The following is a 14,402-nucleotide window of genomic DNA, read 5'->3' as shown; positions in this document are numbered from 1 at the left end:
CCTGCGCCTGTCGAGAATGCCATCCATGCCCGTCGGTGCGGGCTGTGCTGGGGCGTCTGGCCGCCCTGGACCTGCCGCCCTGGTTCTTGACGGCGGGTTCGCTGTTCCAGACGGTGTGGAGCGTGGCGGCCGGCCGGGAGGATCTGACGGCCGGGATTCGTGATCATGACCTGTTCTTCTTCGACGAGGACACCTCGTGGGAGGCGGAGGACGTGGTGATCAAGCGGTGCTTGGCTGCGGTCGACGGGCTCGGTGTGGAGCTTGAGCCGCGCAACCAGGCCCGGGTGCACCTGTGGTATCCGAAGGAGTGGGGCAACGAGATCGCCCCGTACCGCGACCTGGCCGATGCCATCAGCTCCTTCGCGGCGACGAGCTGCTGCGTGGGGCTGAGCCTGGACAGCGGCGGCAAGCTGACGGTGCACTGCACCCACGGATTCAGGGACTTGTTCAACCTCGTGCTGCGGCCCAACCCGCTGACCGTTGCTCCCCAGGCGGTGTACGACGCCAAGGCGGAGCGGTGGATGCGGGAGTGGCCGCAGCTGACGAAGCTGCCGTGGGTGGAGCCGTCCGGTCGGCGGTAGGTCCGACGCCGGTCAGGTGGCGGTCGGTGTCAGGGCGGAGTGGTCGCTCAGGCGGCCGGTCCGCACTCAAGACCTGGCGTGCGCGGCGACGTCGGTGGTGACGGCGTCGGCCAGGGCTGGGCCGGTGGTGTGGCCGCCGAGGACGTTGTTGATCGCGGGGATGCGGCGCAGGGTGTGACAGAGGGAGACGGGCTCGATCAGCACGGAGCGCAGGCCGACGCTGGCTGCCATCACGGCAGCTGCGCAGCCAGCGGGGCCGCCGCCGATGATGATCAGATCACTGCTGGGCGGTGGAGGTGTCGCGGTCATGGTCCTGGTCCAGGGCGGGCTCGGTGAGCCGGGCGAAGAGCTGGGCGGTGGTGAGGAGCTGGCCGGCGCCGATGAAGCGGCGGGCGACGACGAGTCCGGCGTCGTGGACCTGGGGGCCGGCGTCGCTGGCGCAGGCGTCGGTGACGATCCAGGGGGTGAACTCGCGCTCGAAGGCGTCGGCTGCCGACTTGAGGACGCAGCTGTCGGTGGCGATGCCGCAGAAGACGAGGTCGCTCCAGCCTTCGGCGGTGGCCAGAGCGGTGGTTCGGGGCGTGAAGCAGGTGTAGGCCGGCTTGTCGATGACCGCGGCCGCTCGGCGGGCGCGGTCCTGGAGTTCGGGTACGAGGTCCGTCTCGGGGGCCTCGCGCAGGCGGGTCCAGTGGATGAGGCGCTCGAACTGGCTGCCCTGGTGGTTGAGGTAGCGGGTGAACACGACCGGGCGTCCGGTCGCGGACCACCGGTCGACCAGGTCCGCCACCACGGGCACCAGGTGCCGGGTGTGGTGGTTGAGGAAGCCGTTCTGCATGTCGACGACGATCAGCGCCGCTCGGATGTCCATCCCGCCCCGCTCCCTTCACGGTCGGCCGGCGGAGTCCCGCAGCGCGTCCTGAGCGGCACGCATGCGGGCGGCCGGGCCGCTGCTCTCCACGACGGCCTCGCGCATCAGGACGTGCTGAGCGGTCTCCCGGGCGGGGCCGTGGTGGGGCGAGAGTACGCCGCCCGCAGGAACCGCCAGCCGTAGCCCTCGGGCGTGGTGGGGTCCTGCCGTCCTCGACGAGGAGCTGGGTCTGGTGGCAGTACGCCCGCAGGGTCTGGCCCGCGGACCGCTACAGCGCGGCCGTGGGGGTCGCCGAAGCACGGGCGGACCTTCACTCCGGATGCCGCGAGCTGAGCCGGCATCGTGGCGATCCGCGGGTTCGACTGGGCGAAGAAGGTCCCCGAGAACGCGAGCACGTCGATGCCCTGCTCTGCCTCCAGCAGCAGCGAAAGCCACATCACCGGTGACGTGCATGAGGTGGGCGACCGCTTGCTGTGCGTGTTGCCCGCCATCGCGAGGGTGAGAGGGTGGGACGGCCGGGGGAGGGGTGGGTTGTGGTGGGGTGGGAAGGGTTTGAAGAGGTCCGGCAGCGAAACGGTGCGTTCGGGCGGGGGCTGGGGCCGTATGGCTGGGTGCGGCGTGTGGGGGGGGAGGGGGAGGGGTGGGGCTTTACCCTCCATCTGCTCAACAGGGGGTCGGGGCTGCCTGCAATGATGCTGTGCGCACAGCAGATGGCTCAGGAACGGGGAACGCGGCATGGTGAACGGACAATTTCAGGTACATCCAACGACTCTGACGGCGCTCGGTGGCAAGTTCGGTACCGAGTCGCAGACGTTGGGCGGGCAGGTGGCGTCGTTCGAGACGACTGCCGGTGATGTCGGGCAGGCGTTCGGGCTGCTCGGGGCTTGTGACGGGGCGCTCTCGCAGTACCTGCAGCTGTTCAACAGCACCTCCAAGGCACTCAACCAGCTCACCCAGGTGTTGGACGCCAACAACAGCCGGCTGCAGACGAGTGCGGCGGCTTATCAGGCGACCGACAAGGCGGTCAAGGACAACGCCGACAGTGTCGGCAAGAGCGTCTGAGGGGGCGGGCGATGAGTGTCAACGGCTGGATCGACGGCAAGGTCATGGACATCCTGCAGGCCCTGGGGATCGAACTGCCCGGTGGTGACGGGGACAAGCTGCGCACGGTGGCCGGTGCCTGGGACACCATGGGCAACGAGATCAGCGGGGTCTCGCAGGCGATCGACACCACCATCCACTCGATGGGTCCGGGTGACTGGTCGGGGCCGGCGTACGACGCGTTCCTGTCGCACTGGGGCGACCAGAAGAAGGCCTTCGAGGACATCGCGAAGCACTTCCACGAGATCGCCAAGGGGCTGCGCGACTACGCCGATCAGATCGACTCGATCAACGAGTCGATCATCGACATCGCCACCCAGATCGCCGAGATGGAGGTGGCGGGGGCCGCGCTGTCGCTGTTCACCGGGTTCGTCTCGGACCTGGTGGCCAACACCGCGGTGGCCGCCAAGGCCGCCAAGATCCTCGACCTGGTCAAGCTCTTCACCGCGGCGGCCGAGAAGGTCACCGAACTGCTGAAGAAGTTCTTCGACCTGTCCGAGGAGATGGCCGCCACCATCGAGAAGTTCCTCACCGCGGCGGCCGAGTTCGGCGGGAAGTTCGGCAAGAACTTCCTGAAGAACTTCGCCACCAACCTGGCCGCCGACTACGGCAGCGCGGTGGGCCAGCAGGCGCTCAGCGGGCAGCCGATCACCTACGGTACGGACTTCACCAACGCCCGCCGGGCCGCGGCCGGCACGTCACTGTTCGTCGCGGGCGGGGCCTCGGCGGCCGAGGAGCTCAAGCTGAGCGGCACGGTGGGCAACATCCTCACCGGCGAGGGGCGGATGGGCAACGCGGTCAACGGCGGGCTGGGCAACATCGTCGGCGGGTTCAGCCAGGACCTGCAGAACGGATCGAGCGGCAGCACGCTCTGGCAGGACGCGGTCACCAACGCCATCACCGGCTCGGTCGGCAATGCGAGCAACAAGGAGTTCGCCGACATGGCCACCAAGGAGGGGATGCTCGGTGGCAAGAACCGCAGCGACAAGGCCAAGCTCCGGGACGCCGCGTTGGAGCAGGGCTTCGGCACCGGTCTGAATGCCGCCATATACTCGGCCGGCTCGGGCATCGAGACCGATGCCCAGAACCTGGCCCAGGGGAAGTAGGAGAGCACCAGTGCCGGACAAGTGGGACCTCGCGACGGTGGTGCACAACGGCCCGCACCTCGAAGGCGTCATGGCGGACGTGTGGATGACCGTCGGCGGCTTCGGGGTGGTTCTCGCGATCTTCGGCGCGGGGCTGATCCGCAAGGGCAAGGACGCGGGCGGCAGTTCGGCCGGTTCGCCGGCCGGCCTGGTGGTGCTGCTGGTGGGCCTGCTGATGGCGGTGGGCGGCTTCTGGGCCGCTTAGGCCGTGTCTCACAATTCCCGTCAGGAGCGCGACGCCGGCCCGCAGCGTCAGCTGCTGATGTCGCATCCCGCCTGGACGCACCGGCGAATCATCCAAGTACGACCCAGTACGAGGACGCTTCGCCGGCACGCCCAGCCGGGCGCCCAACACCGCGCGCTGATCCGACGCGAATTGTGAGACACGGCCTAGCTTGATCTTTAACCTGTGCGGCGTGGGCGAGGGGCGCTGGACTTCTTCGGTTTCTTCGCTGGCGCCTTCGTTGAGCCTGTCTTGTGGGCTGTGTGGACGTCGTGGCGTGGGGTTGGGTGGGTGTTCTTGCGGCCGGGAGGTCGTCCGGGGCCAGGGTGGCTGGGTTTCGGTGCACTGGCCGGGCTGGCGGCGTTCGGACGGAGGTGCCGGAATCCTCGTCGAACGCGAGCGGGGGTCAGGCGTTCGGGTGGTGCGGGTTTCTCCCAGGGGCGGCGGAGGTCGGCTGCGAGGGGGCGGGCGAGGCGGAGTTGGGTGTAGGCGGCCAGGATCAGCCAGGTCCAGCGGTCGGCTGCTTCGGGGGTGCGGATCTTCGGGCGGGTCCAGCCCAGGGTCTGCTTGAAGAGGCGGAAGGTGTGCTCGATGTCGAAGCGTCGGAGGAACGCCTGCCAGAGGCGGTCGACGTCCGCGGGGGTGGCGTCGGTGCCGGACCACCACAACCAGACCGGCTTGGGGATGGCTCCGCTGGGCAGGTGGTCGACCTCCAGGCGGATCACGGTGCCTTCGATGACCGGCAGGGTGCCGGTCTCGGCGGTCCAGGAGGACCGGTGGGTCAGTTTGGGGTGCAGTCGGTCCCAGGAGCGGGCGGTGGCGGTGCCGTAGAGGCGGGTCTCGGTGACGGTCGCCGCATCGGGGATGCCCCAGGTGTCGGGCTGGCCGAAGACGAACTCGCCGCCGTGGCGGGGCGGTCGGCCCATCGTGCCGGGCAGTCGCGGTGGGCATGCTCTGCGCAGGACGCGGTCGGAGCGCATCCGGGCCAGGACCTGCACGGGCAGGTCCTTCAGGAGGAAGGCCAGGCGGGGCGCGTCGTAGCCGGCATCCGCGACGACGAGCAGGTCCGGGTCTCCGGCCTTCCACTGCCCTGCCGTGACGAGGCGCTCGACCAGGTCGCGCAGTTGTCGTGCGGTGACCGCGGCAGCGTCGTCACCCGGCGCCAGCCGCACCGCGTCCAGCGGCGCGGTCCACGAGCTGCGGCCTGGTTCCAGCGCGGTGATGACCGAGTAGGGCCAGCCCGGGACGGGGATGTGCTGGTCCTTGCCCCGCCCGTAGGTGTGGCACAGGATCCGCTGCGGTGACGTGTGGGCATCGGGCCGCAGCCAGCAGGTGATGTCGACGGCCAGCACAAGTCGGCCGTCAGCGGCGCGGGGCAGTGGCACGGCCGCCAGCGCCCTTCGCAGCCGGTCGGCATCGAGGCGCCCGTGGGCCAGGGCGTCGTAGAGCCCGCCGTGGCCTCGCCGGTGCTCGCCCACCAGGGAGAGTTCCACCAGCGACCGGACCGGACCGTCGGCGCACAGCACCGCGTCGGCCAGCTCGAACAGGGCGTCCGCCCGCCGAGTCAAACAGGAGTAGAACTCACCCCGGAAGCGTGACAGTTCAGCGAATGTATCCCGCCGGACGCCGTCGTGCAGCAGACTCATCTCCACGGCCTTCGTACTGATCGTGTGTGTTCCTTGGTCGGAGCACATGATCAGGCGAAGGCCGCTTCCGCGTACGGCAGATACCGATACGAGTGAACAAGTTCGACGGCTCGTTCGAGACGATTGCTTAAAGATCAAGCTAGCTGCGGGTGAAGCGCAGGATGCCGGTCTCGGTGCCCTGGTAGAGGGTGCCGTCGGGGCCGGTGGTGCCGGTCATCTGGAGGGGGTTGTAGAGCAGGCCGAGTCCGATGGGGGAGGAGCTCAGCTGGGTGCCGGTCGCCGGGTCGAGCGTGGCGTAGGAGTAGCGGGCGAAGGTGTTGCTGCCGAGGATGCCGGTCGGGCCGCTGACGGTGAGGGTGTAGATCTTCCCGTCGGCGAGCGAAAGGCGGGGCAGCGCGGCCGACTTGACGTCGCTGTTCCACACCGGGTGGCAGCCGTGGCCGTCGGCGTCCAGGTCCACCCGGCTCAGCCCGCCGTCGAAGTCCGCCGAGGAGGGCACGCTGGCGGGGGCGCCGGCGGGCAGCGCCGGGTACGGGTAGCCGTAGGTGTTGGTGACGAAGACCGAGCTGCCGGAGGCGATCACCGCGTCCTCCGTCCCGCTGGCCGGGTACTGGGTGAGCACCGGCGTGCTGCAGACCGGGGTCGGGCCGTCCGCCACCCGGTAGACCAGCAGGTTCTCGTGCGGGGCGGCGTTGTCGGTGATGGTCACGTACTCGGTGCCGTCGCCGGGGCCGAAGAAGCTCGGGGTCGCGCCGGTTCCCCAGCTCAGCTGGCCGGGCTTGCGGCCGGGGCCGCGGTCGTAGGGGGCCCGCCAGTCGATCACCGGGGTGCCGTCGGGTGCCTCGGAGAGGAGGTAGAGCGCGTGGTCGGTGGCGACGGCGGTGTGGCCCGGCACGGTGGAGATGCTGTTGCCGACGCCTTCGCCGGTGCTGATGGTGCGCACGGTCCCGGTGCCGGTGTCCACCGTGCCGATCACGCCGCCGGAGGTGGCGAACCACACCCGGCCGTCCCAACCCGGGCTCAGGCCCACCACGTTGTCGCCTGCCGGGATCGCACCGGCCAGCGAGGTGGACTGGTCCACGGTCAGGGACCAGCCGCTCGTGCCGTGGTGGTGCCCGATCCGCAGCAGGTTGTCGTTGCCGTCCACCGCGACCAGTGCCCCGGTGGCGTCCAGGTAGGCGTAGACGCCGCCGAAGAGGCTGCCCTTGGGGAGCGCGAGCGAGGCCAGGTCCGCGCCGGAGTGCGGGTCGAGCAGGTGGACGGTGGGGGTCTGCCCGAAGATCGTGGTGCAGAGCGCGACCGGCAGGCCGTCGGCGCCGATCACCACGGTGGGGCAGGCGGAGGCGAGTGCCGTCCGGTTCCAGGAGACGGCGCCGCTGCCGGGCCCGGGATAGGGCGTGGTGTCGCTGGAGGCGCTGTCTCCGTGCATGGTGGCCGTGCCGTTCGGGGCGGTGGCCGGGTTCTGCGGGGGCAGCGGGCCGAAGCCCGGTGCGGCGAGGGAGACGCCGGCCGTGCTGGTCCAGAGCAGGCTGGCGAGGGCGAGTGCGGCGGCGGGTTTCGGGGTGCGCAGGCGCATGGGAGTCCTGTTCCAGGTTGCGGCGGGACGGCGGCCGGGCGCACGGGCGGGGCCGCCGGGGAGGACGAGCGGTGGCGGCCCTCGGACGCCCCGGCGCAGGCCGGGGCGGAGGTGGGAGTTACAGGGGGCCGCGTCAGTTGACGCGGCGACAGCCGGTCGTGGTGGCACGGCCATGGTCGACATGGCGGCGGCTCACGAGCGGGGTCATGCGGGTCACTGTAGCGGAGCCGGGGGGCTTGCTGTCAGCGCCTGACACCATGTGGGACGGCGCAGGTCAGCGGTGCTTTTTCAGGCGGGGAAGGGCGCGCGCCCCGGGGTGCGCGGACGGTGGCGCAGGTGGTGCTGCGATAGTGGGCGGGTGCGTGTCGGCCTGCTCGGACCCTTGATGCTCGATCCCGGAACGGGCCCGCTGGTGATCGGCGGGGCGCGGTTGCGCGCGCTGGTGGCCCGGTTGGGACTGGAGGGCGGGCGCGCCGTGCGGCCGGAGGTGCTGGCCGAGGCGCTGTGGGCCGGGGCGCCGCCGGCCGACCAGGTGAACGCGCTGCAGTCCCTGGTGTCCCGGTTGCGGGGCCTGCTGGGGGATCCGGCGCTGCTCGGCCTCGGACCGGCCGGGTACCGGCTGGCCGTCGAGGCGGCTGCGGTGGACGTCGTTCGGTTCGAGCAACTGGCGGGCTCCGGTAGGCAGTTGCTCGCGCAGGGTCGGCCTGCCGAGGCGGCCCTCGCGCTGCGGGAGGCGCTGGGGCTGTGGCGCGGCCCCGCGTTGGCGGACGTGCGGGAGGCGCCGTTCGCCGAGGCGGCGGCCGAGCGGCTCGAACGCGCCCGGCTGGCCGCTCTGGAGGAGCGGATCGAGGCGGACCTCGCGCTGGGAGCGGGCCCCGAACTCGTCGCCGAGCTGGAGTCGCTGACGGCGGATCACCCGCTGCACGAGCGGCTGCATGCGCAGCTCGTCCGGGCGCTGGCGGTCGGCGGCCGGGGCGCCGAGGCGCTGGCCGGCTACCAGCGGATCCGCGAGCGGCTGGCCGACACCTTCGGCAGTGACCCCGGGCCCCAGCTGCAGGCGGCCCATCTCGCGGTGCTGCGTGGCGAGTTGCCGTCGCAACAGGACCGTCCGGAGCCCTGGCGGGCCCGGCTGCCCGGCAACCTGGAAGCGCCGCTGACCAGCTTCGTGGGCCGCGAGGACGACGTGCGGCGGGTGGTCGGGCTGCTCGGGCAGGTGCGGCTGGTCACGCTGGTGGGGCCCGGCGGGGCCGGCAAGACCCGGCTGGCCACCGCGAGCGGGCGCGAGCTCACCCCGAGCGGCGGGGTGTGGTGCGTCGCGCTGGCCCCGGTCGCCGCGGACGACCTGCCCCGCGCGGTGCTCGGTGCGCTGCGGGCGCGCGAGGCCGGTGTGCCCAAGGGCGCGTCGGGCCCGGGCGGCGCGGGTGAGGAGGTCCTGGACCGGTTGGCCGGGGTGCTGGCGGGCGAGGACCTGGTGCTGGTGCTCGACAACTGCGAGCACCTGGTGGAGGCGGTCGCGGCACTGGCCGAGACCCTGCTGGGCCGGTGCCCCCGGCTGCGGGTGCTGGCCACCAGCCGGGAGGCGCTGCGGATCGAGGGCGAGGTCCTGCACCCGGTGCTCCCGCTGGGTCTGCCCGACCCGGACTCGACGGCCGAGCAGGCCCGCACCAGCGCGGCTGTCCGGCTGTTCCGCGACCGGGCCCTCGCGGTCCGTCCCGACTTCGAGCCGGTCGGCGACGCGCTGACGGCGGCGATCGAGATCTGCCGTCGGCTGGACGGCCTGCCGCTGGCGATCGAACTGGCCGCGGCCCGGCTGCGCACCCTGCCGGTCGAGGTGGTCGCGGCCCGGCTGGACGACCGGTTCCGGCTGCTCACCCGGGGCAGCCGAACGGCGCTGCCCCGGCACCGGACGCTGCGTGGTGCGGTGGCCTGGAGCTGGGAGCTGATGGACGCGGACGAGCGGGTGCTGCTGGAACGGCTCTCGGTGGTGCCCGGCAGCTTCACCGAGGACGCGGCACAGGCGGTCGGCGGGCTCGACGTCCGGTGCGGGGACGGTCGCGGGGCGGACGGCCGCGGGGCGGACGGTTACGCGGCGGATGTGCGGGAGCTGGTGGCGGCGCTGGTCGACAAGTCGCTGCTGCACCCGCTCGGGGCCGCCGCCACGGGCGAGCCGCGCTACCGGATGCTGGAGACCATCCGGGAGTACGGGCTGGAGCAGCTCACCCGGCGCGGGGAGGCCGGGGCCGCTCGCGCACGGCACGCCGCGTTCTTCCTGGAACTGGCCGAGCGCGCGGAACCGCTGCTGCGCACCCGCGACCAACTGCGCTGGCTGGCGCGGCTGTCGGCCGAGCGGGACAGCCTGCCGGCCGCAGTGCGCTGGGCGGTCGACTCCGGGGACGCCGGGACGGCGGTGCGGCTCGCCGCCGCGCTCTGCTGGTTCTGGTCCATGCGGGGCTACCCGCCGGAGTCGCTGGACCTGCTCGGCCGGGTGCTGGAGCTGCCGGGGCCGGTCGATCCGGTGGCCCGTGCACTGGTGGTCGCGACGCACGAGGTCGGCACCGAGTCGATCGGCCGGCCGCAGGAGCGGGAGGCCGCCTTCGGCCGGATCGAGGAGGCGATGGCGGGGATCGATCCCGGGGTCCATCCGCTGCTGGAGCTGGCCCGGCTGGCCGCCGCGATCGGCGGACCGAAGCCGCCCGCGGGCTCGCCGGGTGCGCCGGGCTCGCCGGGTGGGTCGGGTGCGCTGGGTGGGTCGGGTGCGCTGGGTGCACCGGGCTCGCCGGGTGCGTCGGCTCCGCCGGTCGGCGAGCGGCGGGACCCCTCGGGCCGGCCGTTCGGCCTGCTGGTCCAGGGCCTGCTGACCCTGCACACCGGGAACGTCACCGAGGCGACGGACCACCTCACCCGCGCGCTGGCCGGTTTCGAGGAGCTCGGCGAGCGGTGGGGCCTGGCGACGGCACTGAGCACCCTCGGGTCGATCCGGCGGCGCTCCGGCGACCTGGCCGCGGCGCTGGCGATGAACGAGCGGGCCACCCGCTGTTTCGAGGAGCTCGGCATGCAGGAGTACACGGTCGAGAACGAGGTGCAGGCCGCCCTGATGCGCGGCCAGGCCGGGGACGTGGACGGCGCGCGGCGGCAGTTGGCGGGCCTGTGCGAGCAGGTGGCGGGGAGCGGATCGGCCGAGCCGTGGGCCATGGTGGGCCTGGGCCGGGCGACGTTGGAGTGGCGGGCCGCGGAGCCCGCGGCGGCCCGCACCCACGCGCTGGCCGCGCTGGCCGGGGCTCCCGGCGCCCAGCCGGTGCCCTCGCAGCTCACCGCCCTGCTGCTGGCCGTGCTGGCCCAGGTGGACGCGGCGGACGGCCGCCCGGAGGAGGCGGTGCGCCGGCTCGACGACCCGGCCGTGCACCTGGTCCTGACCTGGAACTCGGCGGTCACGGGGCGGATCGCGGTGGTGGTCGCCGGCATCGAACTGAGCCGCGACCGGCCGGCGGACGCGGCGCGGCTGCTCGGGGTCGCCGACGTCCTGCGGGGGTCGGACGACCTCGGCGACCCCGACGTGCGCGCGATCACCCGGCGGGCGACGGCGGCGCTGGGCGCCGCCGGGTTCGCGGCGGCGCACGCCACGGGTGCGGTGATGACGCGGACCGGCGCCAAGGAGCTGTTGTCCGCGCTCGTCACCGCACCCGTGGAGCAGCCGGGGCGCTCCGGTCAGCGCGCCTGAGCCGGGGCCAGAGTCGGGGTCGGGGCCGGGCCCTGAGTCGGGGCCTGAGCCAGGGCTGGGCCCTGAGCCGGGGCTGGGCCCTGGGCCGGGGCCGGGGTCGCGGCGGTCGGAGCCGCCGGAGCGGGCTTGCCGAACATGGCGCAGATCACCGCGGTCTGGAGCGCCTGGTCGGCGGCGACGAGCTTGGGGTCGGCCCCGAACTCGAACAGGAACTCCGTCGGCACCAGGACGGTGGCGGTGCGACTGCCGCTGTCGTCCGTGAGGTTGACGCTGGAGTAGCCGGTGATCCCGCCGTCGTGGGCCCAGATGGTGCCGCAGGCGGTGGTGCCGGTCTCGATGCCCAGCCCGGAACCGGGCCCGTGCACCGGGTTGTCCGGGTCCATCGGGACGGTGCTGCGCAGCTCCGCCAGCTGGGCCGCGGGCAGCAGCCTGCCGGACATCAGCGCGGTGTAGAAGCGGGACCAGTCCTGCGCGGTGGACACCACCGCCCCGGCGGCGCCGCCCCAACTCGGGTCGTTGCCGGAGACGTTCACCTCGCTGCCGTGGTGCACCCCGGCGACGTCCCGGAACGCGGTGGGCACCGCCGCCGGCATGTGGGCCGCGTCCGGCTCGTAGCCGCGGGCGTACCGGCCGTGCCAGCTGCCGTCGGTGGCGAGGTAGGTGTGCCGCAGGCCGAGCGGCCCGGCGATCCGGTCCTGGATCAGGTCGGCCAGGCTCGTTCCGGTGACCCGCTCCAGGACGGCGCCGACGGCGGCGTAGTCGGTGTTGCTGTAGGACCACTGGGTGCCCGGGGCGAACAGCGGCGGGTGCTGCACGCCCATGGCCAGCAGCTCCGCGGAGGTCCACCGGTGCGGGTCCTTGCCGAGGATCGACGGCACCAGGGCCGGGTCCTCGGTGTAGTCGAACAGGCCGCTGGTGTGGTTCAGCAGCATCCGCAGGGTGATCGCCTGGCCGTTCGGGACCTGCCCCGGCAGCCACTTCGCCACCGGGTCGGTCAGCGCGAGCCTGCCCTCGGCGACCAGTTGCAGGACGATCGTGGCCATCATGGTCTTGGTGTTGGAACCCATCCGGAACTCGTCCCCGACCTCGAGCCGCTGGTCCTTCGCCGCCCAGGGAGCCTGTTCGGCGATCTCGACCGGGCGGCTGTGGCCGTCGTCCACCCGCACGACCACCCCCGGCGCGCCCGCGGCCACCAACTGCTGTGCCAGTCTCACCAGTTCGGCCCGCTGCGGATCGGCCCCGCCGCGGGGCGCCACGGTCGCGGCCGTGGGGAGGGCGGCCGGGAAGGCGGTACCGGCGGTCAGGCCGACGGTCAGGGCCGACGCCGTCAGCACGAGCGGCGCCAGCCGCAGGCGGCGCGACCGCGCCGCCCGGTGCGGCGAAGCGGAAGAAGAGGCGGGGAGTGGAGAAGTGACTGGCGACATGGGCCCGTTCCTTTGCTGACCGAGTGAGCTGGACGGACCCAGCCTCCGGCCCGCCGCTGGCAGACCGCGCACAGCGCGCTGGCAGGCGCCTGATCGGCGGTGCGGCGGGGGAACGGGCGCGGCGGGTGGTAGGCAAGGGGTGGTACGCAGGGGGGTGGTGTCGGTCGGTGATCGGAGCGGGAGGCAGCAGATGGTGGACGAGCCGCAGGCGGCGGGGACGTTGAGCGTGGTGAGCCCGTTCTCGGTGGACGAGACGCTGGAGCGGCTGCGGTCGGCGATCGACGCGGCGGGGCTGACCCTGTTCGCGGAGGTGGACCACAGCGGCGGCGCCCGCGCGGTCGGGCTGGAGATGGACGAGACGCGGCTGCTGGTCTTCGGCAACCCGCGCGGTGGCACGCCGGCGATGGTCGCCGCGCCCCTGCTGGCGCTGGAGCTGCCGCTGCGGGCGCTGGTCCGGGCGGACCAGGACGGCCGCACCTGGGTCAGCTACCAGGACCCCGCCGAGCTGGCCCGCCGGTTCGACGTGCCCGAGGCCCTGATGGCCCCGCTCGGCGGGGTGGGCCGACTGGTGGCGGGCGCGCTGGGTTCCTGAGTCCGGACGGTGGCCCGGGTGCCTCAGCCCATCGGGAACTTGACCTGGCCGGAGACGATCGGGTTGAGGTAGTTCGGGCCGGCGATCTTCAGGCGGTTCATCGCCAGGCCGGTCAGGCCCTCGAAGATGGCGCGGCGGGCGTTCATGGTGGTGGAGTAGCCGTGGTCCAGGTGGGGGGCGACCTCGACCACGTCCATCCCGATGACCTTGGTCTCGTGGCAGATCCGGCGGAAGGCCGGGAACAGTTCACGGGTGGTCAGGCCGCCCGGCTCGGGGGTGCCGGTGCCGGGGGCGAAGGCCGGGTCGAGCACGTCGATGTCGAGGGAGAGGTAGACGAACTCGGCGTTCTGCTGGACCTCGGCGATCGCCTTCTCCAGCACCGCGGTGAAGCCGATCTGCTCGATCTCGGCCATGAAGTGCGACTTCATGCCCTGCCGGCGCATCCAGTGGAAGAGCTGGTTGTCGGGGCCGGTGATGGTGCGCAGCCCGACCTGGACCACGTTGCCCGCCGGGATCCCCTCGTCCTCGATGATCCGCCGGATCGGGGTGCTGTGGGTCACCTGGTGGCCGAACTGGCTGTCGTGGCAGTCGGGGTGGGCGTCGAAGTGGATCACGCCGATCTTCTCCGGGCCGTACACGTCGGCCAGCGCGCCGACGCTCGGCCACAGCAGCGAGTGGTCGCCGCCCAGGAGCACCGGCACCGCGCCGACCTCCGCGATCTCCCGCACCAGCGACCGGATCGGGCCGATCGAGTCGGGCGTGCTGAACGGGTCCACGGCGGCGTCGCCGTAGTCCACCACCTTGAGCACGTCGAACGGGTTGATCCGGGTGCTGGCGTTGATCACGGCTTCGGGGGTGTTGAAGACGTAGCGCTCGTCGGCGCGGATCATCCGCGGGCCGTAGGAGGCGCCGCGGTGGCCGACCGAGGAGTCCAGCGGGATGCCGAGCACGGCCACGTCGACGTTCCCGGCCCGCAGGTCCTCCTGGTTGAGGCAGAGCGGCACGCCCATGAAGGTCGCGATGCCCGAGTACGCGGGGTGCGCGTAGTAGCGGCGGATGTCGATCGGCCCGGGCTCCCGGCCGGGCGCCGCCGACCGGTCGATCTCCACGCGCTGCGCGGGCGTCTGAGGCATCTCGTTCAACACGTCTCCCCGGTGGATGGCACGGCGCATTTCCCCGTGCGATTGCTTCTGCCTCGCATATTCCGCTCGCGCTCCAGCGTAGGCGCGCCGGAAATGCGCGGCGCCCGGAACGACCTCCTGTTCGACCCCTTGGCCCCCTGTTCGGCGGCCGGAAAACCCCTAGTCACGGCGGTTCTGCGGGTGCTGACGGGTCGTCGCGCGGGCGCACCGACCCCCGAACCCCACCACAGGACGTAACAAAGCCCTACTAGGGGGAGGTTAGGGGTTGGCCGCCTGAGGCGGCCGCTCTACCGTGGCGCCGGAAAGCGCCGTGTCGAACGTTCGCCGCTTACCCGAAAGCTTCGGAAAAACCTTCTGCGTGGGCGCACCTGCGCGCAGCCGGAATG

The 14,402-nt window shown here is 72.6% G+C and carries 11 protein-coding genes and 1 pseudogene; 6 read left to right on the top strand and 6 right to left on the bottom strand.

From position 1 onward, the window contains the following. The first annotated feature begins 44 nt into the window (after positions 1-44). Entirely contained in the window at positions 45-581 is a 537-nt protein-coding gene (locus tag OG294_RS07575) for a nucleotidyltransferase family protein (RefSeq protein WP_327065648.1), read from the top strand. An 87-nt stretch (positions 582-668) separates the two neighbouring features. Here the strand turns inward: OG294_RS07575 and OG294_RS07570 are convergent. Beyond that, positions 669-890, bottom strand: a pseudogene (locus tag OG294_RS07570) (FAD-dependent oxidoreductase); the annotation flags it as partial. Next, positions 859-1,449 carry an isochorismatase family cysteine hydrolase gene (locus tag OG294_RS07565; protein ID WP_327065647.1) on the bottom strand — a complete coding sequence of 197 codons (591 nt, stop codon included), beginning with the start codon at positions 1,447-1,449 and terminating at the stop codon, positions 859-861. The gene OG294_RS07565 and the pseudogene OG294_RS07570, both read right to left, overlap by 32 nt. A gap of 735 nt (positions 1,450-2,184) precedes the next feature. On the opposite strand from OG294_RS07565, the gene OG294_RS07560 reads away from it, so the two are divergent. From OG294_RS07560 to OG294_RS07550, 3 genes are read left to right on the top strand one after another with little or no spacing between them, the layout of a single operon-like run. Then, positions 2,185-2,511 (top strand): WXG100 family type VII secretion target, encoded by a 327-nt coding sequence (locus OG294_RS07560; protein ID WP_327065646.1) that lies wholly within the window; start codon positions 2,185-2,187, stop codon positions 2,509-2,511. 11 nt (positions 2,512-2,522) lie between these two features. Continuing rightward, positions 2,523-3,656 (top strand): WXG100 family type VII secretion target, encoded by a 1,134-nt coding sequence (locus OG294_RS07555; protein ID WP_327065645.1) that lies wholly within the window; start codon positions 2,523-2,525, stop codon positions 3,654-3,656. A gap of 10 nt (positions 3,657-3,666) precedes the next feature. After that, entirely contained in the window at positions 3,667-3,900 is a 234-nt protein-coding gene (locus OG294_RS07550; RefSeq protein WP_327065644.1) for a hypothetical protein, read from the top strand. Positions 3,901-4,097: 197 nt separating this feature from the next. On the opposite strand, the gene OG294_RS07545 is transcribed toward OG294_RS07550, so the two are convergent. Both OG294_RS07545 and OG294_RS07540 read right to left on the bottom strand, forming a co-directional pair. Further along, positions 4,098-5,564, bottom strand: coding sequence for an NF041680 family putative transposase (locus OG294_RS07545; protein ID WP_327065643.1), 1,467 nt, complete (start codon positions 5,562-5,564; stop codon positions 4,098-4,100). 139 nt (positions 5,565-5,703) lie between these two features. Further along, the gene (locus OG294_RS07540; protein ID WP_327065642.1) at positions 5,704-7,140 is read right to left on the bottom strand and encodes a hypothetical protein; all 1,437 of its coding nucleotides are present in this window, start codon (positions 7,138-7,140) and stop codon (positions 5,704-5,706) included. Positions 7,141-7,525: 385 nt separating this feature from the next. Here OG294_RS07540 and OG294_RS07535 point away from each other — a divergent pair, with 385 nt between their 5' ends. Further along, a complete protein-coding gene (locus OG294_RS07535) occupies positions 7,526-10,858 on the top strand; it encodes an ATP-binding protein (protein ID WP_327065641.1) in 3,333 nt (1,110 codons plus the stop codon). On the opposite strand, the gene OG294_RS07530 is transcribed toward OG294_RS07535, so the two are convergent. Continuing rightward, positions 10,846-12,282 carry a serine hydrolase domain-containing protein gene (locus OG294_RS07530; protein ID WP_327065640.1) on the bottom strand — a complete coding sequence of 479 codons (1,437 nt, stop codon included), beginning with the start codon at positions 12,280-12,282 and terminating at the stop codon, positions 10,846-10,848. The genes OG294_RS07535 and OG294_RS07530 overlap by 13 nt on opposite strands. Before the next feature lie 190 nt (positions 12,283-12,472). Here OG294_RS07530 and OG294_RS07525 point away from each other — a divergent pair, with 190 nt between their 5' ends. Beyond that, positions 12,473-12,874: a DUF302 domain-containing protein gene (locus OG294_RS07525; RefSeq protein ID WP_327065639.1), complete on the top strand. Its 402-nt coding sequence runs from the start codon at positions 12,473-12,475 to the stop codon at positions 12,872-12,874. A gap of 23 nt (positions 12,875-12,897) precedes the next feature. On the opposite strand, the gene OG294_RS07520 is transcribed toward OG294_RS07525, so the two are convergent. Further along, positions 12,898-14,007 (bottom strand): agmatinase family protein, encoded by a 1,110-nt coding sequence (locus OG294_RS07520; RefSeq protein WP_327071470.1) that lies wholly within the window; start codon positions 14,005-14,007, stop codon positions 12,898-12,900. Positions 14,008-14,402: the final 395 nt, after the last annotated feature.

This window comes from Kitasatospora sp. NBC_01302, from assembly GCF_035976515.1.
Taxonomy (GTDB): Bacteria; Actinomycetota; Actinomycetes; order Streptomycetales; family Streptomycetaceae; genus Kitasatospora.
The sequence above is the reverse complement of the archived record's forward strand: the minus strand, read 5'-3'. Positions and strand labels throughout refer to the sequence as shown.

Coding starts and splice junctions, on each gene's coding strand:
- OG294_RS07565 (WP_327065647.1), bottom strand. CDS start 1,449: ATGGACATCCGAGCGGCGCTGATCGTCGTCGACATGCAGAACGGCTTC.
- OG294_RS07560 (WP_327065646.1), top strand. CDS start 2,185: ATGGTGAACGGACAATTTCAGGTACATCCAACGACTCTGACGGCGCTC.
- OG294_RS07555 (WP_327065645.1), top strand. CDS start 2,523: ATGAGTGTCAACGGCTGGATCGACGGCAAGGTCATGGACATCCTGCAG.
- OG294_RS07545 (WP_327065643.1), bottom strand. CDS start 5,564: ATGAGTCTGCTGCACGACGGCGTCCGGCGGGATACATTCGCTGAACTG.
- OG294_RS07540 (WP_327065642.1), bottom strand. CDS start 7,140: ATGCGCCTGCGCACCCCGAAACCCGCCGCCGCACTCGCCCTCGCCAGC.
- OG294_RS07535 (WP_327065641.1), top strand. CDS start 7,526: ATGCTCGATCCCGGAACGGGCCCGCTGGTGATCGGCGGGGCGCGGTTG.
- OG294_RS07530 (WP_327065640.1), bottom strand. CDS start 12,282: ATGTCGCCAGTCACTTCTCCACTCCCCGCCTCTTCTTCCGCTTCGCCG.
- OG294_RS07525 (WP_327065639.1), top strand. CDS start 12,473: ATGGTGGACGAGCCGCAGGCGGCGGGGACGTTGAGCGTGGTGAGCCCG.
- OG294_RS07520 (WP_327071470.1), bottom strand. CDS start 14,007: ATGCCTCAGACGCCCGCGCAGCGCGTGGAGATCGACCGGTCGGCGGCG.